Here is a 23,479-nt window from a genome sequence, read left to right on the forward strand (position 1 = left end):
CTACGGGTCGCGGAGTTATAAAAATGAAACGCATGTTGTTTAATGCCACGCAGCAAGAAGAACTGCGCGTAGCGATTGTCGACGGACAAAAACTGATCGACATCGATATCGAGACAGCCGGGCGCGAACAGCGCAAATCCAACATCTACAAGGGCGTGATCACGCGCATCGAGCCATCGCTCGAAGCGTGCTTCGTCAGCTATGGCGAAGACCGCCACGGCTTCCTGCCCTTCAAGGAAGTTGCCCGCACGTACTTCCGCGAAGGCGTGGACGTGCGTAACGCCTCCGTCAAGGAAGCGCTGCGCGAAGGCCAGGAAATCATGGTCCAGGTGGAAAAGGAAGAGCGCGGCAACAAGGGCGCCGCCCTGACCTCGTTCGTCTCGCTGGCCGGCCGTTACCTGGTATTGATGCCGAACAACCCGCGTGGCGGTGGCGTATCGCGCCGCGTGGAAGGTGAAGAGCGCCAGGAATTGCGCGAAACCATGGATAAACTGGACTTGCCAGCCGGCATGTCCGTCATTGCCCGCACCGCCGGCATCGGCCGCAACGTCGATGAACTGCAGTGGGACTTGAATTACCTGATGCAACTGTGGCGCGCCATCGAAGGCGCCGGCAAGTCGGCCAACGGCGCTTTCCTGATCTACCAGGAATCGTCGCTCGTCATCCGCGCCATCCGCGACTACTTCCAGCCCGACATCGGCGAGATCCTGATCGACACCGACGAGATCTACGACCAGGCGCACCAGTTCATGAGCCACGTGATGCCCGACATGGTGCACCGCGTAAAACGCTACAGCGACGACGTGCCGCTGTTCTCGCGCTTCCAGATCGAACACCAGATCGAAACGGCGTACAGCCGCACCGTGCCGCTGCCATCGGGCGGCGCCATCGTGATCGACCATACGGAAGCGCTGGTCTCCGTCGACGTCAACTCGGCCCGCGCCACGCGCGGCTCGGACATCGAGACGACCGCCTTCAACACCAACTGCGAAGCGGCCGAAGAAGTGGCCCGCCAGCTGCGCTTGCGCGACTTGGGCGGCCTGATCGTCATCGACTTCATCGACATGGAAGTGGCAAAGAATCAGCGCGAAGTGGAACAGCGCCTGAAAGATGCGCTGCACCATGACCGTGCCCGTGTACAAATGGGCAAGATTTCCCGCTTCGGCCTGATGGAACTGTCGCGCCAGCGCTTGCGCCCTTCGCTGTCCGAAGGCTCGCACGTGACGTGCCCGCGCTGCTCCGGCACCGGCCACATCCGCGATACGGAATCGTCCGCCCTGCAGGTGCTGCGCATCATCCAGGAAGAGGCGATGAAGGAAAACTCGGCCACCATCCACGTGCAAGTGCCCGTGGACGTGGGCGCCTTCCTGCTGAACGAAAAACGCGGCGAAGTGCTGAAGATCGAAAACCGCCACCGCATCGCCGTGATCCTGATCCCGAACAAGCATCTGGAAACGCCGCACTACAAGCTGGAACGCATCAAGCACGACGATCCGCGTCTGGAAGATAGCCAGGCCAGCTACAACCTGGCCGAAAGCGCTGAAACCGACATGGCTTACAGCAAGCGCCAGAAGGAAGAAGCCAAGCCGCGCCAGGAAGCCGTCGTCAAGACGATCACCCCTGACCAGCCGGCACCGCTGGTCGAGCGCAAGCCCGTCGAAGCGAAACCGGCTCCCGTGGCCGCGCCTGCCGCGCCGCAAGGCCTGATCGCCAAGATCATCAGCTTCTTCACCGGCGCCCCGGCACCGGTGGCACCGGCACCCGCCCCAGTCGCACCAGCCAAGCCGGCCGGCGCCGACCGCGGCGACCGCAACAGCCGTGGCCCGCGTGGCCGTGGCCGCAATGGCAAGCCTGGCCGCGAAGAGCGCGAACCTGGCCAAGGCCGTCCAGCCCAGGACGATGCCGCGAAAGAAGCGGAAGCACTGGAAAAAGCGGCCCGTCCGCCACGCCCGCCGCGTCCGCCACGCGAACCGCGTGAAGCACGCGAAGGCGGCGATGCAACGGCAGCGCCACGCGAACGGGGCGAACGTCCTGAACGCGCGGAACGCCCGGAGCGCGCCGAGCGTCCGGAACGTGCCGAACGTCCGCCACGCCAGCCACGCGAAGGCCGCGAACCACGCGCCGACAAGGCTGTTGTTGCTGAAGTGAAAGCTGAAGAGCTGGCACTGGTTGGCGCCACCGCCAGCGCAGTGAACGTCGTCGTGCCGTCCAACGGCCCTGAATCCGACACCGCACCGGCCAACCTGCTGAAAGCACCGGCGAATGCCGGTCCTGAAGGCGAAGAGACGGAAAACGACGTGGAAGGCGAAGAACCGCGCCGCCGTCGTCGTCGTGGCGGCCGCAACCGCAACCGCCGCGACCGCGAAACGGGCGAGCTGATCGAATCGGCAAATGGCGAGAACGAAGGCCAGGATGCGCCAGTGATCAGCTTTACGGTTGCTCCGGCGCCAGAAGCCGCTGTCGCTGCCGCGCCAGTGGAAGCTGCCGCCGAAGCCGCGCCAGCCGTCGTGGCTGAAGTGGTGGAAGTGGCCAAGGTCGTGGACATCGCCAAGGTCGAAGAAGCCGCTCCTGCCGCGGAAGCTGCACCCGTTGCGGAAGTGATCGTGCCGGCAGCCCCTGTCGAAGCCGTCGTTGCTGCAGCGCAAGCTGAACCAGCCGCTGCCGAACCGGCGCCGGTTGCCGAGTACAGCTTCGCCGAGAAAGCGCAAGCCGCACCAGCCCCTGCTCCAGCGGAAGTCATCGTCGAAGCGGCGCCAGTCGTGGAAGCAGTTGCTGTCGTGGAAACGGTCGTCGTGGTGGAAGAAGCGCCGGTAGCCGAAGCGGCGCCTGTCGTGGCGGAAGCCGCGCCGGTGGTTGCCGAAGTTGCTCCTGCTCCAGCGCCGGCACCTGTCGCCGCGCCTGCCCCGGCACCTGCCGCGCCAGTGGCCGCGCCGCTGGACTTGAGCGCAGTGCTCGGTTCGGCCGGCCTGACCCTGGCTGCCACCGATCCGGAAAAACTGCGCCTGGCGCAGGAAGCGGCCGCCAAGGCAGTCGCTCCGGTACGCAAGCCGCGCGAACGCAAGCCATTGCCGCCGCAATCGGATGAGCCGTTGATCCAGGTCAACACACAACGTCCATAAGCGTGCGGGGTTCGCCCAGCCGCCGATGATGAAGGGGAAGCTCAGGCTTCCCCTTTTTTACGTCCCCAACTTTGCCAGCCAGCCGCCATGCACGAGAACGCCAACCAACTTCCCGCCCCCGTCAGCCTGCGCAGCGCCTTCTGGTACTGGCTCAAGCTCGGTTGCGTCAGCTTTGGCGGTCCGGCCGGGCAAATCGCCATGATGCATGCGGAACTGGTGGAAAAGCGGCGCTGGATTTCCGAGCAGCGCTTCCTGCACGCCCTGAATTACTGCATGCTGCTGCCGGGGCCGGAAGCGACCCAGCTGGCCATCTACATCGGCTGGCTGATGCACCGCACGCGCGGCGCCCTGGTGGCGGGCCTGCTGTTTTTGCTGCCTTCGCTGCTGCTGCTGATCGTCCTGTCCTGGCTGTACATGGCGTATGGCCACGTGGCCGCCATCGCCGGCATCCTGTACGGCGTCAAGCCGGCCGTCGTCGCCATCGTGCTGGCGGCCGCCTGGCGCCTGGGCCGGCGCACCTTGCGCAGCCCCGGCCTGATCGCCATCGCGGCCGGTGCATTTGTCACCATCGCCGCGCTACAGCTGCCATTTCCGCTGATCGTGCTCGCCGCCGCCCTGCTGGGCATGGCGGGCGGCCGCTGGCTGCCGGCCCACTTCCATGCCGGCGCCGCCTCGCATGGCGGCGCGGCCCGCTACGGCGCCGCCCTGATCGATGACGACACGCCCACGCCGGAACACGCGCGCTTCAGCTGGCCGCGCCTGCTTGGCACGGCCGCCGTGGGCCTGGTCCTGGCCTTCCTCGCCTGGCTGGGCCTGGCGCTGGCGGGCGGCGCGGACCAGCCGCTGGCGCAGATGGGCGTGTTTTTCAGCAAGGCGGCCCTGCTGACGTTCGGCGGCGCGTATGCCGTGCTGCCCTACCTGGTGCAAGGCGCCGCCGAGCACTACCATTGGATTACCAGCGCGCAAATGATAGATGGCCTGGCGCTGGGCGAAACGACGCCCGGCCCCCTGATCATGATCGTCGCCTTCATCGGTTTTGTCGGCGGCTGGAGCCATGCCGTGACGGGAGAACACCTGTGGCTGGCGGGCGTGTGCGGCGCGCTCGTCGCCAGCTGGTTCACCTTCCTGCCCTCGTTCATCTTCATCCTGGCCGGCGCGCCGCTGGTGGAAGCGTCGCGCGGCAATCTGCGCCTGAGCGCGCCCCTGACGGCCATCTCGGCGGCCGTGGTGGGCGTCATCGCCAGCCTGGCCCTATTCTTTGGCCGCCATGTCTTCTGGCAAGAAAACCCGCTGCCGCACTGGGACTGGCTGGCGATCGCCATCGCGCTGGCGGCCGGCGTGGCGCTGATCAAGTTTCAGGTTGGCACCATCAAATTGCTGCTCGCCTGTGCCATCTTCGGCCTCGTGCTATCGTATCTGCCTTGAACGACTCAACGTAAGTGGTATCACCTTTCATGGCTGACAAGATTATCTACCTCGCCGAAGCCCGCAATGGGGCTTTGGCGATTCCCGCGCAGCTGGATAGCCCCAGCGGCAACGTGGCCGACAGCCTGGGCCGGCCCCTGCACGACCTGCGCATCTCGATTACCGACCGCTGCAATTTCCGCTGCGTGTATTGCATGCCCAAGGACGTATTCGACAAGAACCACGTCTACCTTCCGCACACGGATTTGCTGTCGTTCGAGGAAATCACGCGCGTCGCGCGCCTGTTCGTCGCGCACGGGGTGGAAAAGATCCGCCTGACGGGCGGCGAGCCGCTGCTGCGCAAGAATATCGAAAAGCTCATCGCCATGCTGGCCGAACTGCGCACGCCGTCGGGCCAGCCGCTGGACCTGACCCTGACGACCAATGGTTCCTTGCTGGCAAGAAAAGCGCAGGCACTCAAGGATGCGGGCCTGAACCGGGTCACCGTGTCGCTCGACTCGCTCGACGACGCTACCTTCAAGCGCATGAACGACGTCGATTTCGCCGTGGCCGACGTGCTGCACGGCATCGATGCGGCGCACGCGGCGGGCCTGGGGCCCATCAAGATCAACATGGTCGTCAAGGCCGGCATGAACGAGCAGGAAATCGTGCCCATGGCGCGCCACTTCAAGGGCACGCCCTACATCCTGCGCTTCATCGAATACATGGACGTGGGCGCCTCGAACGGCTGGAACTTGCAGGAGGTCATCCCTTCAGCGGAAGTGGTGCGGCGCATCGCCGCGCACATGCCCTTGCAGCCCATCGATCCGAACTACGCGGGCGAGACGGCGGCGCGCTGGCGCTATGCCGATGGCAGCGGCGAAATCGGCCTCATTTCCAGCGTCACGCAAGCGTTCTGCGGCGAGTGCAGCCGCGCCCGCCTCTCGACCGAGGGCAAGCTGTACACGTGCCTGTTCGCCAGCAGCGGCCACGACTTGCGCAGCCTGCTGCGCGGCGGCCGCAGCGATGCGGAAATCTCCTCGGCCGTGGCGCAACTGTGGCGCGGCCGCGGCGACCGCTATTCGCAATTGCGCACCAGCCAGACGGATTTGACGGGCGCCACGCTTGAGCACGGTAAAAAGAAAGTGGAAATGTCGTACATCGGCGGCTGAATCGGGCGCAGCACGCGCCCGCCGCTGCTACCATGGCGCATGCGCCAATTTTCCTACCTGACATGATCAACAAACACGACATTACCGGCCTGATCCTGGCCGGCGGCCTCGGCACGCGCATGGGCCAGCGCGACAAGGGCATGCTGCCCCTGCATGGCCAGCCCCTGGCGCGCCACGTGGCCCAGCGCCTGGCGCCGCAAGTGGGCCAGCTGGCCCTCAGCGTCCACGCGGATGCGGGCGACTACGCGGATGCGGGCGACTACGCGCGCTTCGGCCTGCCCGTGTGGCCCGACGTGCTGCCAGGCCAGCTGGGTCCGCTGGCCGGCTTGCACAGCGGCATGCAGCACGCCGGCACGCCCTATCTGCTCACCGTGCCGTGCGACTCACCCCTGCTGCCGCCCGACCTGGCGGCGCGCCTGGCCGCCGGTTTGACGCAAGACAATGCCGACCTGGCCATCGCCGTCACCGAGGAAATCGATGCGACGACGGGAGCGGCCGTGCGCCGCCCCCACCCCGTCTTTTGCCTGGTAAAAACATCCGCCCTGCCCCAGCTCGACGCCTATCTGCGCGGCGGCGAACGCCGCATGCGCACCTGGCACGGCCCCTTGAAACTGGCCGAAGTACTCTTCGAAAACAATAGTGCATTCGGCAACATCAATACGCCGGACGAGCTGGCCGCCCTGCAGGCGCAGGGCCTGTCCGTGCCGATGGCGCAAGCCATCCTGGCCGACACGGTCACGCCCGTGGCCGACATCGAGGAACTGCCGCTGCCGCAAGCGTTCGAACGCATCCTGGCGGCCGACATCATCTCGCCCATCAGCGTGCCCGCGCACGACAATTCCGCCATGGATGGCTATGCGCTTTACGGAGCTGACCTTGGCGCCGACCTCGGCGGCGACACCCCCGTGACCCTGGCCGTGGTCGACACCATCCTGGCCGGGCGTCCCGGCACCGTCAAAATCGGACGCGGCCAATGCGCGCGCATCATGACGGGCGCCGTCATGCCCGACGGCTGCGACAGCGTGGTGCCGCAGGAACTGGTGCTGCAAGCGGGCGACGCCAGCATTACCGTGGCACCGGACTGCATCCGCGCCGGCGACAACCGCCGCTTCAAGGGCGAAGACTTGATGCAGGACAAGCCGGCCCTGCTGCAAGGCAAGATACTCGGGCCGGCCGAGCTGGGCTTGCTGGCCTCGCTGGGCATCGCCACGGTGCCCGTGCGCCGCCGCCTGCGCGTGGCCTTCTTTTCCACCGGCGACGAATTGCGCTCGATCGGCGAGCCGCTCGACGCGGGCTGCATCTACGACAGCAACCGCTACACCCTGCTGGGCATGCTGACGCGCCTCGGCTGCGAAGTGCTCGACATGGGCATCGTCAAGGACAATCCGCAAGCGCTGGAAGCGGCCCTGCGCGGCGCCTGCGCCACGGCCGACGTCATCATCACCTCGGGCGGCGTGTCCAGCGGCGCGGCCGATTTTACGCGCGACATCCTCGCGCGCCTCGGTGACGTGGCCTTCTGGCAAATCAACATGCGCCCGGGCCGCCCCATGGCCTTCGGGCGGATTGCCAGCGAGGGCGAATCGGCCTTGCTGCTGGGTCTGCCCGGCAACCCGGTCGCCGTGATGGCGGCGTTTTATTTCCTCGCCCGCCCCACCCTGCTGCGCCTGATGGGCGCCGACGCGGACACGTCCGCCCTGCCGCTGCTGCAAGTGGCGGCGCAAGCGGCGATCCGCAAGAAACGGGGCCGCACGGAATACCAGCGCGGCATCGTCGAGCGCGGCGCGGACGGGCGCCAGCACGTGCGCGTGACGGGCGCGCAAGGCTCGGGCATCCTGCGCTCGATGACGCAAGCCAATTGCATGATCGTGCTGCACGAAGCGCAAGGCCACGTGGCCGCAGGCGACCTGGTCGATATCGTGCTGTTCCAGGGATTGGTATGAAACTGGCACTGGCACTGGCCCTGCTGCAGGGCATGACGGCATACGCCGGCGAAGTGCACAGCAATGGCTACACGGTGCGCTTCGACGAACGCATCGAGGATGCACGCGGTGACTCGCGCGGCTACCCCGTGGGCCGCATCCGCCTCGTGCGCACCAGCGACCAGGCGCTCGTGTGGCAGGAAAACACGCCCTTGCGGCCCGGCTGCGGCGCCGTTGCGGCCGTCACCGCCCTCGACGACCGCTTCGTCGCCCTGTGCGGCCACCTGGGCGGGCGCCATTACACGCAAAAGATCATTTTCATGCAAGGCACCTCGCCCGCCATGGTGAGCGTGGACCAGTACGATGCGCCCAGTCCCGTGCGCGTGGAGCGCGACGGATCGCTGGCCATCGACGTCCTGCGGCGCGACCGCTTCCCTGGCGAACTGACGGGCCCGCATTACTTTCCCACCGTGTACCGCTTGCACCGCGATGACGCCACGTTCGGTTTCGTCCCCAGCTTTGATGGCGATGCCGCCGGGCGCTACTGGCAGCACTACCGCGCCACGCGCCAGGCGGCGCCGGCGGCGTCCGTACTGCCGGAACTGCTGGCCTCCCTGCTGGCGGCCCAGGCCGGCAAGCAATCGATCTGCGCGGAACTGGACACGCTCGCCGCCGACTTGCAGCAAGGGCGGCAGTACGATGCGCAAGGCGCGCGCACCTTGATGCGCACCTGGCTGCACAAGCTGCCCGCCATCGGCTATCCCGCCTTCGATACGCAAGCCTGCCCGGGCCGCATCTAAGCATCCCTTGCCGCGCCGCCGCCGGCGGCGCATCCCCAAGCTTCCCCTCCCGAACGGCCCGCCTTGCGCGGGCCGTTTGCATTGCCCCTTCGCAATCAATTTTCTTCCCGGAAACTGCTCGGCTATTGAGATAAAAATGTTAATTATTTCTTTAAATAACATATCAACAAACACAACACTAATTGTAATTATTTTATTTATTTGTTGATATTGAAGTTTCTTCGATGATAACATCCGAACTTATACGAAAAGTTCAATTTTGATATTGTTTTCACGAGGAAACTAATAATGAGACACCGCTCTTGGAGCGCGGGCGCCAGCATGCTGGGAGCGGCTTGCCTGCTTGGCCTATTGACCCTCGCGCCGCCGCCCGCCTACGCAAAAGGGGCCCCTCGGGCCGACGTACTGGACAACTGCAGCTGGAACCGCCCCGGCGCCGACCCGTTCATGGGCGACGTCGTGGCCGCCGTGGACAGGTACCCGGACATCGCGCCGCAGGTGCGCGAGCAATTGAAGGCGCGCATGCGCGCGCGCCAGTATGATGAAATCGTCGTGATCAGCCGCGACGCCATCCGCGGCAAGGGCAATTACGATGCGCGCATCAGCGACATGCATTTCGGCCCGGGCCGCGTTTGCCGCAATGTCACGCGTGCAGGCTGGAGCGAGCAGATGCAGGAAAGGGGACTCGTGTACTGCGTGCAGGGCGCCTGCATCCTCGTGCCCACCGTGTGCCGCAATGTCAGCCGCATCACGCAGGCGGCGGCCGCGCCGCGCGGCGCTGGCGCGGCCCCCGTTGGCGCCGCACCGGGCGGTGCAACGCCGGCAGCGGCCGCGCCGGCGGCAACGGGCGTGCCCGTCATCGAGCATCCCGTCGCCGCGCATGGCGGCTCGCTCACGGGCGCGGCGCCGCCGGCCGTGGTGGCCGGCCTGCCCCTGCCGGGCTTCGATTTCGTGCGCGGCAGCCGCGACACGATGTTGCCGTCGGGCATAGGCGGTGGCCAGCCACCGCGCGGCAGCAGCATCATCGTCGAGCCGTTCAACCCCACCGTCATACTGCCTTCGCTGCCGCCCACCGGTCTGTCCGTCCTGCCCGCCGTGCCGGAACCGCAAACGTGGGCCATGCTGCTGGCGGGACTCGCGCTGCTGGTCTGCGCCACGCTGCGCCGCCGGCCTGCGGCGGCGGCCTGAACGACGGCGGCGCTATTCGCCGTCCGCTTCGGCGGACAGCCCCGCGTCCGCCTTACCCAGCAGCAAGGCGGCCGCCTCGCCCGGCAAGGCTTCCACGGATTTCAATTTGCGCGCCATTTGCCGGCTGCGCACTTCCGCGCTTTCGATATTCTTCGCCGCCTTTTCCAGGGTCAGGCGGGTCTGCGACAGCACGTCGCCAAACTTGCCGAATTCCGTCTTCACGGCGCCCAGCACTTGCCACACTTCCGACGAGCGCTTTTCCAGCGCCAGAGTGCGGAAACCCATTTGCAGGCTGTTGAGCAAGGCCGTCAACGTGGATGGCCCCGCGATGCTGACCCGGTGCACGCGCTGCAATTCATCGGCCAGGCCCGGGCGGCGCAACACTTCCGCATACAAGCCTTCCGTGGGCAGGAAGAGGATGGCAAAGTCGGTGGTCAGCGGCGGCGCCAGGTATTTGTCCGCGATGGTTTTCGCTTCTCCCCGCACGGCCCGTTCCAGCTCGCGTCCGGCCAGGGCCACGCCGTCGGCATCGGCCCGCTCGGCCGCTTCGACCAGGCGCTCGTACTGTTCCTTGGGGAACTTCGCATCGATCGGCATCCACACGGGCGGCCCACCATCGGAAAGGCCCGGCAGTTTCAGGGCGAATTCCACGCGCGCGCCGCTGCCCGGCAAGGTTTCCACGTTCTTCGCGTACTGGTCGACAGTGAGTACCTGCTCCAGCAGCATTTCCAGCTGCACTTCGCCCCACGTTCCCCGCGTCTTGACGTTGGTGAGCACCCGCTTCAGGTCGCCCACGCCCAGCGCCAGCTGCTGCATCTCGCCAAGGCCCTGGTGGACTTTTTCCAGCCGCTCCGACACTTGCTGGAACGAGGCCGTCAGGCGCGTTTCCAGCGTCGCGTGCAGCTTTTCATCGACCGTCTTGCGCATCTCTTCCAGGCGCGCGCCATTGTCGGCCTGCAAATCGCGGATCTTGCTTTCCAGGGTGGCGCGCACTTCCAGCATGCGCTGCGCATTCGACTCCGTCAGCTGCGCCAGGGTCTGGTTCGTGCTGTCGGCAAAGCGCGCCAGGCTTTGCGCCTGTTCCTCGCGCCCGACTTTTCCCTGCGCCTGCATCTGCGTGCGCAGGCTGTCGAGCTGCTGCAGGGTCGCCGCCTGGAATTGCGCCAGGCTGGTGGCCAGGTCTTGCCGCGTCGCCTGTGCCGACGCCTGCAGCTGCAGCCGCACTTCGCGCTCGACCCGGTCGATGCGTTCCAGGCTTTGCTGCTGATGCTGTTGCACCAGGGCCAGGGTGGTGGCGCCATCGCCGGCCGCGCCGCGGGGGCGCAGCAAGATCAATAGCAACAGGACGATGGCGACGATGGCGGCGCCCAGCAGGCTGTAAAACTCGATTGGGCTCATGGGTGTCAGTCAGGTTTGTTGCGCATCCAGTCGGCCGTCTGATAGAACGATTCCATCAGGCGCACGCGCAAGGATTCTTCGATGCCCGTATCTTCCATGGCCCACGCCATGGCACGCAGCCACTGGTCGCGCTCGCTGGTGCCGATGGCGTAGGGCAAGTGGCGCGCGCGCAGGCGCGGGTGGCCGAATTTCTCGATATACAAGTCCGGTCCGCCCATCCAGCCCGTCAGGAAGAAATACAGCTTGTCGCGCGAACCGTCCGTCGAAGGCGGATGCATGACGCGGATGCCGGCGAACTCGGCTTCGAGTTCCATCAAGTCATAAAAACGGTCGACCATTTCGCGCAGCACGGGGGCGCCGCCGATGGTTTCGTACAGGGTGGGGGCAGTGGTATCAGTCATGGCCGCCATGATAGCGCAAGCGCCGGCGGCCCATGCGGCGCCAGTTGCCGCTGCCGGCATAAAAAGCAATATACTTGACTACTCAAGCTTTTATCAACTACTATGCAATCTTTAAACACGGACAGGTCAACCATGCCCACCACCGCAGAACCTCCTTTGCTACGCAATACCAACTTCCGCTGGCTGCTGGGCGGCGGCCTCGTCTCCATGCTGGGCGACCAGTTCAGCATGCTGGCCCTGCCCTGGCTGGTGCTGAGCCTGACGGGCGATAGCCTCAGCCTGGGCATCGCCGTGGCCCTGATGGGCGCCCCGCGCGCCGTGCTGATTTTGCTGGGCGGCACCATCGCCGACCGCTATTCGCCCCGGCGCGTGATGTTGCTGAGCAAATACGCAAATGCCGCCATCCTGCTGGCGCTGGCGGGGTTGCTGCTGCTGGACCAGGCCAGTGTGACGCTCGCGTATGCGGCCGCGCTGGCGCTGGGCATCGCGGCCGCCTTCGGCATTCCCGCCGGCACGGCCATCCTGCCGCAAGCCGTGCCGCCGCAATCGCTGCAGAACGCCAATGGCTTGCAAATGGGCGCGCGCCAGCTGTCCCTGCTGGCCGGCCCCCTGCTGGCGGCGCTCGTGCTCGGCGCCCACGATGGCGCGCAGCACACCTCCATGACGGCGCTGGCCGCCGCCTTTGCCATCGATGCGCTGACGTTCCTGTTCTCCGCGTGGACCTTGCGGCAAGTGAGCCTGCGGCCACTGGCCGCGGCGGCGGCGCAGGGCATGTGGCGCGACATGGCGGCGGGCCTGGCTATGGTGTGGCGCGACCTTCCCTTGCGCAGCTGCTATGCGTACTGGGCGGTGGTGGCGTTCTTCGTCATGGGGCCGCTGCAAGTGGCCTTGCCCGTGCTGGCCAGCGAGCGCCTGCAGGGCGCCTCCGCGCTGGGTTTGCTGATGGGCGCGCATGGCGCCGGCACCCTGGCCGGCATGCTGGCGTCCAGCCTGGGCGGCGCCTGGCTGCGCCGCCACTTCGGCGCCACCCTGCTGCTCGTCGACGCGGTCGTCGGCCTGCTGCTGATGGCGCTGGGACAAATCAGCTCGGCCTGGCAAGGCGCGGCCCTGCTGGCCGTGACAGGGTTGCTGGGCGGCTACTTGCAGGTGGCCATCTTTACGTGGATACAGCGGCGCGTGGCGCCCGCCATGCTGGGACGGGCGATGGCCCTGTTCATGGGCATCTTCCTGGGACTGGCGCCGCTGTCGGCGGCGGCCACGGGCGCGCTGCTGCGCCACCTGAGCGTTGGGGAGCTGTTCTGCGGCGGCGGCGCCCTGCTGCTGGCAGCCGCCGTGGCGGCCGCATTATTTACCGCCATCCCGCGCATCGCAGGACCGGAAACGATCAAGCAAACGATATCGGAGAAGTAAAACATGGACAAGACACGACAGGCAACATTGAAAGCGCACTACCGGCAACAGCCGCCGCCGCTGGGCATCATCGCCTTGCGGCACTTGCCCAGCGGGCGCACCTTGCTCGACAGCAGCCGCAACGCGCCCGGCATGCTGAACCGGCACCGCTTCGAGCTGAACCTGGGCAAGCACCGCAACGCCCTGCTGCAGGCGGACTGGCGGCGCGACGGCGCGACGGCCTTTTCCTGCGCCGTCATCGATACGCTCAAGCTGCCCGACGACCCCGCCTTCGATGCGGACGCCGAACTGGGCGCCCTGCTGGAACTGCACCGCGCACAGTGGCTGGAGCAAGGCCAGCCGCTGTATTGAGCGGCATTGCTTTACACTTGCGTACTCAAGCATTTCGCAACGGATAAAATGGACGCCATGAACGATCACACTCTCCCGTCGCCGGACGCCGATGGCGCGCTGGACTTTTGCCTGCGCCTGGCGCGCGCCCAGGCGCTCATCGTGCGCCGCTTCGACAGCGCCCTGGGCAATTTGCATGGCCTGAGCTTCAGCGACTATCAATTGCTGTACCAGCTGCAGCGCGCGCCCGGTGCGCGCCTGCGCCGCATCGACCTGGCCGAGCGCCTGGCGTTGACGGCCTCCGGCGTCACGCGCTCCTTGATGCCACTGGAAAAGATTGGCCTGGTGGCACGCCAGGCCGATGCGCGCGACGCCCGCGTCGGCTATGCCGTGCTGACTGCCGCCGGCCAGGAATTGCTGGGACATGCGAGCGCCACCGCGCAGGCGGTGGGGCGCGAATTGCTGCAGGATGCGCCGGCAGAGCAGCTGGGAGCGCTTTCAGCCCTCCTGGGCCGGCTGGCCGGCTGACGACGCTACACGAGCGCCAGCCTGCGCAGGCGCCGCGTCGACGGCCAGTGTTCCACGCCCGCTTCGGCGCGGATGGCGGCGCAGCCCGCCAGCACCCGCTCGATGGCCGCCCCGTCGAGCCCCGCATTGAGGGTCAGGCGCACGAGGGCGCGGTTCTTCGCCGTTGCCGGGGCGCAAAACATGGCGCCGTAAATGCCTTGCCGCTCCAGCGCCTGGCGCAGGACCAGGGTGGCCGGTTCGCCGCCCGCTTCCAGCGCCACGATCTGCTCCGTGCCATCGCTGACGTTGTAGCCCAGTTCGCGCAAGCCTTCGCGCACCTGCAGCGTATGGCGTTGCAGGGTGGCGCGCCGTCCATCGGCGGCCATGATGAAATCGAGCGCCGCGCCCAGCCACGCCAGCTCGTGCGCCAGCAAACAGGAACTGAAGATGGCGGGCCGCGATTCGGACAAAAAATAGCCCTTGAAGCGGCTGGAACAGCTGATGAAACCGGCCCGGCCCGCGAAGGCCTTGGCCAGCGACGCCGTGCGGAAATGCACGCGGTGGCCCAGTCCCCACGCCTCCACCAGGCCCGCGCCCTGCGGGCCATGCGTGCCCAGCGAGTGCGACTCGTCGACCACCACCACGCAGTCGCTGCGCTCGGCGATGTCGAGCAATTCCAGCAGCGGCGCCAGGCTGCCGTTGGTGCTGTACAGAGCGTCGACGACGATCACGCCGCGGCCATGCTTTTCCACCTGCCGCCGCAAGTGCGTCATGTCGTTGTGCAGGAAGGGCACGGCCTGGGCCTGCGCCGACAGCACGCCTTCCCACAGCGAGGCGTGGGCCTGCATGTCGAGGTAGACGGGAATGCCGGGGCTGGCGATGCACTGGATCAGCCCGACGTTGGCCGCCATGCCGGACTGCGCCAGGATGCCGTCCTCGCTGCCCATGAAGCGGGCCAGCCGGCTTTCCAGCCGGTGTTGTTCGCTGCCCTCCTGCAAGTACACGGCCGACATCAGCATGCCGCCCGCATTCGCCTGCAGGGACGCCACCTGGGCCGCCACCAGCGCCGGCTCGGCGGCGATGGACAGGTAGTCATTGCCAGCCAGGAAAATGGCATGGGCGGGTGTCGGTTGCCAGGCATGGGGATGCTGGCCGCCCAGCAGCTTTTCGATGCGCGTGACGTGGTGCGCATCCATGCGCCGCACGATGTAGTCTGGCAAGCAGTGTTCTGCGCGGACGAAGGATGGGGCGTGCAAGCTGGTAGCGATGGTCATGAGTTTTCTCCTAGGGAAAGGTTTGCTGCGGCTTAAAGCCTTGACCGTCTCGCGAACCCATCCATTGACGTATATCAATGTCCGATGAGATAACCGTTCAACCAGGAAAATTTACGCGATGATAATGTTCTGAAGAGAATCAAGGCAGAGTCATGACGCAGCAATTGCAAGGACGATGGACACACTGGCGCAGGCGCCTGCTCCATTCGCTGCTGCATGAACGCATGCCCCATGAAAACCTGGCCGGCAGGGTTGCCATGCTGGCCGCCGTGGGCACGGTGGCGATGCCGCTGTACTACCTGCTGTGGAATTACTTTTTTCCGCAAGCCTATGAAAACCTGACCTTGCGCCTGACGGGCGTGGGCATCTGCGCGGTCGGCCTGTTTGCGCGCCACTTCTCGGCCCGCTGGCTGTCGCGTTACCTGCTGTTCGCGCTCAGCTACATCCTGCCGTTCTTCTTTACCTTCATGTTTCTGATGAACCACGCGTCGTCCATCTGGAGCGAATCGCTGCTGATCGGCCTGGTCGTGCTGTTTCATTTCGAAACGAAGCTGGCTTGCCGCGCCTACCTGATCGGCACCAGCACCGCCTGCCTCGCCGTCATCCTGCAGGGAGAAGGCGACTTCCTGCTGCAGCGTGAAGTGCTGCAGCAACTGCCCGTGCACTGGTTCACCATAGCCGCGCTGTCCGTGGTGAAAGTGGGCAGCAAGGTGCTGGAGCTGGAGCGGCTGGCCGGCCTGTCCGCCGGGCTCGGTTCCGTGGCGCACGAGCTGCGCACGCCGCTGACCAGCGTGGAAGCCAATGTGCGGGGCATGCGCCGGCTGCTGCCGCAGCTGGCCGGCCAGACGCACGACTTGCCGCCGCTGCAGGAAGCCCTGTCGCGCATCCAGTTCGAAGTGCGCCACATGCAGCACATGATCGATTTGTTCCTGATGAGCGCCAGCGCCGTGAACCGCAACCTGCAGCCCAGCCAGGCGCTGTCGATGCTGGCGATGGTGAACTCCGTGCTGAAGCGCTACCCATTCACCGGCAACAGCCAGCGCAGCCGCGTCAAGGTGGACGTGCGCGCCGACTTCCAGTTCGCCGGCCAGGACGAACTGTGCGTGGTGATCCTGCTGAACCTGCTGAGAAACGCGCTGAAAGCCATCCAGCGGGCCGGCAAGGGCCGCGTGCGCATCATCATCGACGGCGCCCGCCCCGTGCCCAGGCTGCTGTTCATCGACACGGGCTGCGGCATCGCGAAGAACCGCCTGCCGCTGATCTTCGAGCGTTTTTATTCGTATCCCGTGCATAACGGCAGCGGCATCGGCCTGGCCCTGTGCCGGCAGATCATCACGGCCTGGCAGGCGCGCATCCGCTGCGTGTCGCGCGAGCATGCGTATGCGATTTTCATCCTGGAATTTCCCCAGCCCCTGCCTGCCCGCTTACAACCCTCTTCCCCCGCAAGGTGATGCATGCAACTGCCCGTCTACTCCCATCCGACCCTGACCGTATTGATCGATGACAGCGATTCCTTCCTGAAAAGCTTGGCGTTCCAGCTCGATCCCGCGCTGGCGCGCCTGACCTTTCATGACACCAGCAGCGCGCTGCACTGGCTGCGCCACAGCACGCAGCCGGGCGAGACGCCGCTGCACGTCAATTTCGATACGCAAAACCTGCCGCGCGACCAGCGCAACGTGGCGCTCGACCTCGAACGCATCTGGCGCATCAGCGGCCAGGCGCAGCGCTTTGCCGTGCCTTCCGTGCTGGTGGTCGATTATTCGATGCCGCAGATGAATGGCCTGGAATTCTGCCAGGCCGTGCGTGACTTGCCGTGCAAGAAGATTTTATTTACGGGCGCGGCCGATGAAAAAGTGGCCGTGACGGCCTTCAACCGGGGCTTGATCGACCGCTACATCAAGAAGAGCGACGACGATGCGCTCGATATCCTGGAACAGGAAATCGTTTCCCTGCAACGCGAATTCTTCCTGCAGCAGTCGGACACGGTGCGCGACTTGCTATTGCTGCACGACTATAGTTTCCTGCAAGACGAAGCCATGGCCGCCGTCGTGCAGGAGCTGTGCCGGCGCCATGGCTTTGTCGAGTTCTATATTTTCCCGAATCCCTGCGGCATCCTGTTTTTCACGCGCGACGGCCAGGCCCGCCTGATGATCATCGAGACGGAACGCAGCCTGCACACGCAGTACGAAATGGCGCGCGACAGCGACGCGCCCGAGTCCCTGCTGCTGGCCTTGCTGGAAATGCGCGTGATCCCGTACTTTTCCGATGCCGACAGCGACGGCATGTATGCGGCGCACATCGGCGAAAACTGGTTCCGCTACTGCGCCGCGCCGACCATCTGCCTGGGGCGCGAAACCTATTTCTGGGCCCTGTTCGACGTGCCGCCGCACCAGCTGGGGCAGCCAGTCATGTCCTACGCGCAATTTTTACGCGCGCAGGCGGACGACAGCGTGGGAGCCTAGCTTTCCCGCAAGGTTTGCAGCGGCGGATGTTTCAGGACATTGCGCAAGCCCAGCCAGCCGCCGGCGATCGCGCACAGGGCGCCGGCCAGCAAGCCAAAGGCCCACACGCCGGGCGCGAAGCTCCAGGCGAACTTGAACTGGTACGTGGCCAGCGCCCAGCCCATGGCCGCCGCGCCCGAGGCCGCCAACAGGCCGGCCAGCGCGCCGACGAGGGAAAACTCGATCAGCTGCGCCTGCGCCAGCTGGCGCCGCGTGGCACCCAGCGCGCGCAGCAGGCCCGCTTCGCGCGTGCGCTCGTCCTGCGAACCCATCAAGGCCGCATACAGCACCAGCAAGCCCGAGGCCAGGGTAAAGGCAAAGAGGAATTCGACGGCCGTCACCACCTGGTCCAGCACGCCCTGGATTTGCTTGAGCACGCCGCCCACGTCAACCACCGTCAGGTTCGGGTAATCGCGCAGCAAGGCGTTGCCCAGGTCCGCCTGCGCGGGCGGCAGGTGGAACGCCGTGATCCACGTCTGCGGCGTGTCCGCCATGGCGGCCGGGTTGATGATGACAAAGAAATTGACGCGCATCGAACCCCATTCCAGCTTGCGCAAACTGGTAATCGCCGCTTCCACGGGCTGGCCGGCGATGTCGAAGCGCAGCTTGTCGCCCAGCTTCAGCTTCAGGGTCTTGGCGATGCCTTCTTCCACCGACGCCTCGGCTGGCGCGCCCGGCGCATTGCCGAACCACTTGCCGGCCACCAGCTTGTTTTCTTCCTGCATCGTGGCCATCGTCGACAGGTTGAATTCGCGGTCGGCCAGGCCCTTGGCGCGGTCGTCCTCATACGTGGTTTCCGTGATGGCGTTGCCGTTCACGGCCACCAGGCGCCCCCGTATCATCGGATACAAGGGCGCATTGGCCACGCCGGCCTGGGCCAGGCGCGCGGCGATGGGGTCTTTCTGTTCCGGCAGGATATTGATCATGAAGCGGTTCGGCGCGTCCGGCGGCGTAGCGTTGCGCCAGGCCACCATCAAGTCGCCGCGCACCACCGTCAGCAGCAGCAAGGCCATCAGGCCCAGGGCCAGGGACACCACCTGGATGACGGTGGCGCCCGGGCGGCGCTGCAGGGACGTGACGGCGAAGCGCCAGCCCTGGTGATTGAAGGCGCCGCGCAGGGTTTTCAGCGAGCGGATGCCCAGCCAGCCGGCCAGGCCGAACAGGGCGAAGCCGCCCAGGAAGCCGGCCGCCGTCAGCAGGGCCAGTTTCACGTCGCCCGCTTGCCACAGGAGCAGCACGACGAAGGCGGCGATGCCCAGGCCGTAGGTGGCCAGGGCCAGCGCCTGCGGCGGCTCCTGCTCGCGGCGGATCACGCGGTTATGGGGGACATTGCGCAACTGCAAAATCGGCGGCAGGGCAAAGCCGAGCAGCAACAGCATGCCGGTAGCCACGCCTTGCAGGGCGGGCAACATGGACACGGGCGGCAAGTCGCTCTGCACCAGCTTGCCCAGCAGCTCCAGCAGCACCAGGTGGCCGCCGAAACCCACCATCACGCCCACCACGCTGCCGGCCAGTCCCACCAATAAGAATTCGATCACGTACATGGCAGTGACCTGGTTTTGCGTCAGCCCCAGGCAGCGCAGCATGGCGCAGGCGTCCAGGTGGCGCAGCATGAAGCGGCGCGCCGCCATGGCCACGGCAACGGCCGCCAGCATGGCCGACAGCAAGCCGACGAGGGACAGGAAACGGTCGGCGCGGTCCAGGGTCGATTGCATCTGCGGACTGCCCGATTCCAGCGATTCGATGCGCACGCCCTTGATCGCCTGTGTCTTGATCTGGCTCTCCAGCCAGGCTTGATATTGCGCAAGCTCGCCCGCCTTGGCGGGCGGCGCCGACAGCAGCAAGCGGTACGACACGCGCGAGCCGTTCTGTACCAGCGCCGTGGCGGCCAGGTCGCTCAAGGGCAGCATCACGCGGGGAGCGAAGTTGAGGAAGGAGGCGCCTCGGTCCGGCTCGCTGGCGATCAGTTGGGTAACGGTAAACGCCTTGTCGCCCAGGGTCAGCGTATCGCCGAGCTTGGCGTTCAGGCTGGACAGAATCGCCGCATCGACCCACAGGGTGCCGGGCGCCGGCACCTGGTCGGTTGGTCGGCCGACGGCATCCTGCGCCTCGCTAACCTGGGTGGTGATTTTCAGCTTGCCCCGCTGCGGGTAGCCGGGCGAGACGGCCTTGATGGAGGCCAGTTGCGACAGCGATTGCTCGCCCTCGCCCGCCTGCGCCATGCTGGGAAACGTCACCGTGTCGGCCAGGATGAAGCCGCGCTTCTGCGCCTCCGCGCGCCAGGCCGCATTGACGGGCTGGTCGGCGCTGATGACCAGGTCGGCCCCCAGCAGCTGGTGCGCGTCGCGGTTCAGGCCCGCGCGCAGGCGGTCGACGAAGAAGCCGACGGCCGACAGGGCCGCCACGGCGACGATCAGCGCGACGAGCAGGAAACGCAGTTGCCCGGCGCGCCAGTCGCGGCCGGTCATTTTCAGGGAGAGGCGGAACATGGGCGGCGGGTCTTTATAGAGTTACTGCGCGCTGCCGTGGGCGGCGGCGTGCTGCGCGAAATACGCATCGACGGTAGCGAGGAAGGCGTCTTTCTGCGCCTGCGGCAGGAAGGCGGCGATGAAACCGTTGCGCGCCAGGCGTTGCGCGTGGGATAGGCCCAGCGGCAGCGCATCGAAGATGGCGTCGAAATTGTCGTTCATGTAGCCGCCGAAATACGCGGGATCGTCCGAGTTCACCGTCACCAGCAAGTCCGCGTCGAGCAATTGCACCAGGTTATGGTCATGCATCTGGTCGAACACGCGCAGCTTGGTGTTCGACAGGGGGCAGACGGTCAGGGCGATCTGTTCGCGCGCCAGGCGGGCCGTCAAGTCCGCGTCTTCCAGGCAGCGCACGCCATGGTCGATGCGTTCGACCTGCAAGTCGTCGAGCGCCGTGCGGATGTAGGCCGGCGGGCCCTCCTCGCCCGCGTGGGCCACCAGGTGCAGGCCCAGTTCGCGGCAACGGGCAAACACGCGCGAGAATTTCTCGGGCGGGTTGCCCACTTCCGAGGAATCGAGGCCGATGCCGATGAATTTGTCGCGGTGCGGCAAGGCGTCTTCCAGCGTCTCGAACGCCTCTTTCTCGCTCAAATGGCGCAGGAAGCACAGGATCAGGGCCGCGCTGACGGGGCTGTCCTGGCAGGCGCGGTGGATGCCGTTGATCACGTCGGCGATGGGCACGCCGCGCGCCGTGTGGGTTTGCGGGTCGAAAAAGATTTCCGTGTGCAGCACGTTATCGGCTTCGGCGCGGCGCAGGTAGGCTTGCGTCATGTCATAGAAATCCTGCTCTTTCAAGAGCACGCTTGCGCCAGCGTAATAAATGTCGAGAAAAGACTGTAAATCCGTAAAAGCATAGGCGCTGCGCAAGTGTTCCACCGATTCATAGCCCAGAGGCACGCCATTGCGCTCTGCCAGTGCGAAAATCAGTTCTGGCTCCAGCGAGCCTTCGATATGGATATGCAGTTCGGCCTTCGGCATGCCGCGGACGATCGCGCGCAATTGGGGGTTCATCATGGGTGTTCCTTATAGGGTGACGATAAAAATGCTGGCTCGCGCACGCGCACGCGCGGCGCGCAGGGCCATCAGACATGCAGGCATCTTAGCGCAAGATGGCCAGCCTCACCGGCGCCAGGCCGCCATGGCGCAGGCTGCGGCAGCGCCATGGCCGGCTCCGGCACGCGCTGGCGAATTGTCGTATGATGGTTTAAAAGGTATACAAAAGTTCATTGGAACCGATGAAAAATTTGATGATTTATCCAATTAAATCAACAATTTACAAACAAGTATTAAGGATATGCCGACATATCTTTTGACTTCCTGATCCTTTAGAGCAATAATAAATTTCATGGGGTAATGGTAGGTGCAGCAAGCGCTATCAACAGTGAAAAAAAAGCCGGCTGGCCACGTCAGCACACGGCATCAAGCGCCAGTTTTTTGGTCCGGGCAATCCGGACTCGCAAAGACAGCCGGGCTTGAAACAACAATAAAAATCGATACGGGGTACAGGAAAAGTTCAAGCGGCAAGCCCAGGCGAGTGCCAGGCGGGCGGCCATGGTGACTGGCAGTACGGGTTTACATTAAAGGACATTGACATGACCATTTTTGATAACTATGCAGCACGCTACGAGCGCACCCGCGAAGAGGAAATGTCGCTCACCGACTACCTGGCCCTGTGCAAGAAGGACAAGCTGACGTACGCCAGCGCGCCCGAACGCATGCTGGCCGCCATCGGCGAGCCGCAGCTGGTCGACACGCGCAACGACACGCGCTTGTCGCGCATCTTCGCCAACAAGATCATCAAGATCTATCCCGCCTTCCGCGAGTTCTACGGCACCGAGGAGGTGATCGAGCAAGTCGTCTCGTACTTCCGCCACGCCGCGCAAGGCCTGGAAGAACGCAAGCAGATCCTGTATCTGCTGGGACCCGTCGGCGGCGGCAAGTCGTCCATCGCGGAAAAACTCAAGTCGCTGATGGAACACGTGCCCTTCTATTGCCTGAAAGGCTCGCCCGTCAATGAGTCGCCGCTGGGCCTGTTCAACGAGGAAGAGGACGGCACCATCCTGGAAGAGGATTACGGCATCCCGCGCCGCTACCTGCGCAACATCCCCAGCCCGTGGGCCGTGAAACGCCTGCATGAATACAATGGCGATATCAACCAGTTCCGCGTCGTCAAGCGCTATCCGTCCGTGCTGAAACAGATCGCCATCTCGAAAACGGAGCCGGGCGACGAAAACAACCAGGACATTTCCTCGCTGGTGGGCAAGGTCGACATCCGCAAGCTGGAAGACTATGCGCAGGACGATCCGGACGCCTACAGCTATTCGGGCGGCCTGTGCCTGGCCAACCAGGGCTTGATGGAATTCGTGGAAATGTTCAAGGCGCCGATCAAGGTCTTGCACCCCTTGCTGACGGCCACGCAGGAAGGCAATTACAAGGGCACGGAAGGCTTCGGCGCGATTCCGTTCGACGGCATCATCCTGGCCCACTCGAACGAGTCGGAATGGAAGACGTTCAAGAACAACCGCAACAACGAGGCGTTTCTTGACCGTATCTATATAGTCAAGGTGCCGTATTGCCTGCGCGTGTCCGATGAAATCAAGATCTACGACAAGCTGGTGGCCAATTCCTCGCTCGTCAAGGCGCCCTGCGCGCCCGGCACCCTGCGCATGATGGCGCAGTTCGCCATCCTGTCGCGCCTGAAAGACCCGGAAAACTCCAGCATCTTCTCGAAGATGCTCGTCTACGATGGCGAAAACCTCAAGGACACGGACCCGAAAGCCAAGTCCATGCACGAATACGTCGATTACGCGGGCGTGGACGAAGGCATGAACGGCCTGTCGACGCGCTTTGCCTTCAAGATCCTGTCAAAAGTGTTCAACTTTGACAATTCCGAAGTGGCTGCCAATCCCGTGCATCTATTATATGTACTGGAGCAGCAGGTCGAGCGCGAGCAGTTCGCGCCGGAACTCGAGCAGCGCTACTTCTCCTATATAAAAGAGCACCTGGCGCAGCGCTACGTGGAATTCATCGGCAAGGAGATCCAGACGGCTTACCTGGAAAGCTATTCGGAATACGGGCAGAACATCTTCGACCGCTACGTGACGTTTGCCGATTTCTGGATACAGGACCAGGAATACCGCGATCCGGACACGGGCGAAAGCTTCGACCGCGAATCGCTGAACAATGAACTCGAGAAGATCGAGAAGCCGGCGGGCATTTCCAATCCGAAGGATTTCCGCAATGAAATCGTGAACTTCGGCTTGCGCGCGCGGGCCTCGAACGGCGGCAAGAATCCCGCCTGGACCAGTTATGAAAAGTTCCGCACCGTCATTGAAAAGAAAATGTTTTCGAATACGGAGGAATTGCTGCCCGTGATTTCCTTCAATGCCAAGGCCAGCGCCGACGATGCCAACAAGCACGCCGACTTCGTGGCCCGCATGGTGGAAAAAGGCTATACGGCCAAGCAGGTACGCCTGTTATGCGAATGGTACTTGCGCGTGCGCAAGTCATCCTAGCGCGGACAGCGGA

Annotated in this window: 18 protein-coding genes; 13 read left to right on the forward strand and 5 right to left on the reverse strand. The window is 64.9% G+C overall.

Going from position 1 to position 23,479, the window contains the following annotated elements; genetic code table 11:
* Positions 1-23 precede the first annotated feature (23 nt).
* From O3298_RS03645 to O3298_RS03670, 6 genes are all read left to right on the forward strand, one after another.
* Positions 24-3,119, forward strand: a complete 3,096-nt coding sequence (locus O3298_RS03645; protein ID WP_305058535.1) for an Rne/Rng family ribonuclease — start codon at positions 24-26, stop codon at positions 3,117-3,119.
* Positions 3,120-3,206: 87 nt separating this feature from the next.
* Positions 3,207-4,544, forward strand: coding sequence for a chromate efflux transporter (chrA, locus tag O3298_RS03650; RefSeq protein ID WP_305058536.1), 1,338 nt, complete (start codon positions 3,207-3,209; stop codon positions 4,542-4,544).
* Between the two features lie 29 nt (positions 4,545-4,573).
* A complete protein-coding gene (moaA, locus tag O3298_RS03655) occupies positions 4,574-5,695 on the forward strand; it encodes a GTP 3',8-cyclase MoaA (protein WP_305058537.1) in 1,122 nt (373 codons plus the stop codon).
* A gap of 62 nt (positions 5,696-5,757) precedes the next feature.
* Complete coding sequence (gene glp / locus O3298_RS03660) at positions 5,758-7,635, forward strand: gephyrin-like molybdotransferase Glp (RefSeq protein ID WP_305058538.1); 1,878 nt, start codon at positions 5,758-5,760, stop codon at positions 7,633-7,635.
* Positions 7,632-8,414, forward strand: a complete 783-nt coding sequence (locus tag O3298_RS03665; RefSeq protein WP_305058539.1) for a hypothetical protein — start codon at positions 7,632-7,634, stop codon at positions 8,412-8,414. The genes glp and O3298_RS03665 overlap by 4 nt, the downstream gene beginning before the upstream one ends.
* Before the next feature lie 288 nt (positions 8,415-8,702).
* The gene (locus tag O3298_RS03670; RefSeq protein ID WP_305058540.1) at positions 8,703-9,602 is read left to right on the forward strand and encodes an MHFG family PEP-CTERM protein; all 900 of its coding nucleotides are present in this window, start codon (positions 8,703-8,705) and stop codon (positions 9,600-9,602) included.
* 12 nt (positions 9,603-9,614) lie between these two features.
* Here O3298_RS03670 and rmuC read toward each other — a convergent pair whose 3' ends face one another.
* Positions 9,615-11,000 (reverse strand): DNA recombination protein RmuC, encoded by a 1,386-nt coding sequence (rmuC, locus tag O3298_RS03675; protein WP_289898665.1) that lies wholly within the window; start codon positions 10,998-11,000, stop codon positions 9,615-9,617.
* Positions 11,001-11,005: 5 nt separating this feature from the next.
* Complete coding sequence (locus tag O3298_RS03680; RefSeq protein ID WP_034785429.1) at positions 11,006-11,401, reverse strand: group II truncated hemoglobin; 396 nt, start codon at positions 11,399-11,401, stop codon at positions 11,006-11,008.
* A 132-nt stretch (positions 11,402-11,533) separates the two neighbouring features.
* Here O3298_RS03680 and O3298_RS03685 point away from each other — a divergent pair, with 132 nt between their 5' ends.
* The 3 genes from O3298_RS03685 to O3298_RS03695 are packed head-to-tail and all read left to right on the forward strand — an operon-like array spanning position 11,534 to position 13,669.
* Positions 11,534-12,811, forward strand: coding sequence for an MFS transporter (locus O3298_RS03685; protein WP_305058541.1), 1,278 nt, complete (start codon positions 11,534-11,536; stop codon positions 12,809-12,811).
* A 3-nt stretch (positions 12,812-12,814) separates the two neighbouring features.
* Entirely contained in the window at positions 12,815-13,162 is a 348-nt protein-coding gene (locus O3298_RS03690; protein ID WP_305058542.1) for a GIY-YIG nuclease family protein, read from the forward strand.
* A 57-nt stretch (positions 13,163-13,219) separates the two neighbouring features.
* Positions 13,220-13,669, forward strand: a complete 450-nt coding sequence (locus tag O3298_RS03695) for a MarR family winged helix-turn-helix transcriptional regulator (protein ID WP_099668394.1) — start codon at positions 13,220-13,222, stop codon at positions 13,667-13,669.
* A 5-nt stretch (positions 13,670-13,674) separates the two neighbouring features.
* On the opposite strand, the gene cqsA is transcribed toward O3298_RS03695, so the two are convergent.
* The gene (cqsA, locus tag O3298_RS03700) at positions 13,675-14,922 is read right to left on the reverse strand and encodes an alpha-hydroxyketone-type quorum-sensing autoinducer synthase (RefSeq protein ID WP_305058543.1); all 1,248 of its coding nucleotides are present in this window, start codon (positions 14,920-14,922) and stop codon (positions 13,675-13,677) included.
* A gap of 152 nt (positions 14,923-15,074) precedes the next feature.
* Between cqsA and O3298_RS03705 the strand changes: the two genes are divergently transcribed.
* The gene (locus O3298_RS03705; RefSeq protein ID WP_289903884.1) at positions 15,075-16,373 is read left to right on the forward strand and encodes a HAMP domain-containing sensor histidine kinase; all 1,299 of its coding nucleotides are present in this window, start codon (positions 15,075-15,077) and stop codon (positions 16,371-16,373) included.
* Positions 16,374-16,376: 3 nt separating this feature from the next.
* A complete protein-coding gene (locus tag O3298_RS03710; protein WP_289911221.1) occupies positions 16,377-17,384 on the forward strand; it encodes a response regulator in 1,008 nt (335 codons plus the stop codon).
* On the opposite strand, the gene O3298_RS03715 is transcribed toward O3298_RS03710, so the two are convergent.
* Both O3298_RS03715 and O3298_RS03720 read right to left on the reverse strand, forming a co-directional pair.
* Positions 17,381-19,912, reverse strand: coding sequence for an ABC transporter permease (locus O3298_RS03715; RefSeq protein WP_305058544.1), 2,532 nt, complete (start codon positions 19,910-19,912; stop codon positions 17,381-17,383). The two genes, O3298_RS03710 and O3298_RS03715, sit on opposite strands and share 4 nt — an antisense overlap.
* 21 nt (positions 19,913-19,933) lie before the next feature.
* Positions 19,934-20,965, reverse strand: a complete 1,032-nt coding sequence (locus O3298_RS03720) for an adenosine deaminase (protein ID WP_305058545.1) — start codon at positions 20,963-20,965, stop codon at positions 19,934-19,936.
* Between O3298_RS03720 and O3298_RS03725 the strand changes: the two genes are divergently transcribed.
* A complete protein-coding gene (locus tag O3298_RS03725; protein ID WP_305058546.1) occupies positions 20,964-21,215 on the forward strand; it encodes a hypothetical protein in 252 nt (83 codons plus the stop codon). The two genes, O3298_RS03720 and O3298_RS03725, sit on opposite strands and share 2 nt — an antisense overlap.
* Before the next feature lie 328 nt (positions 21,216-21,543).
* Positions 21,544-23,466: a PrkA family serine protein kinase gene (locus O3298_RS03730; protein WP_099666829.1), complete on the forward strand. Its 1,923-nt coding sequence runs from the start codon at positions 21,544-21,546 to the stop codon at positions 23,464-23,466.
* Positions 23,467-23,479 lie beyond the last annotated feature (13 nt).

The sequence above is a fragment of the Janthinobacterium sp. SUN137 genome (genome assembly GCF_030587265.1).
Classification (GTDB): Bacteria; Pseudomonadota; Gammaproteobacteria; order Burkholderiales; family Burkholderiaceae_D; genus Janthinobacterium; species Janthinobacterium kumbetense.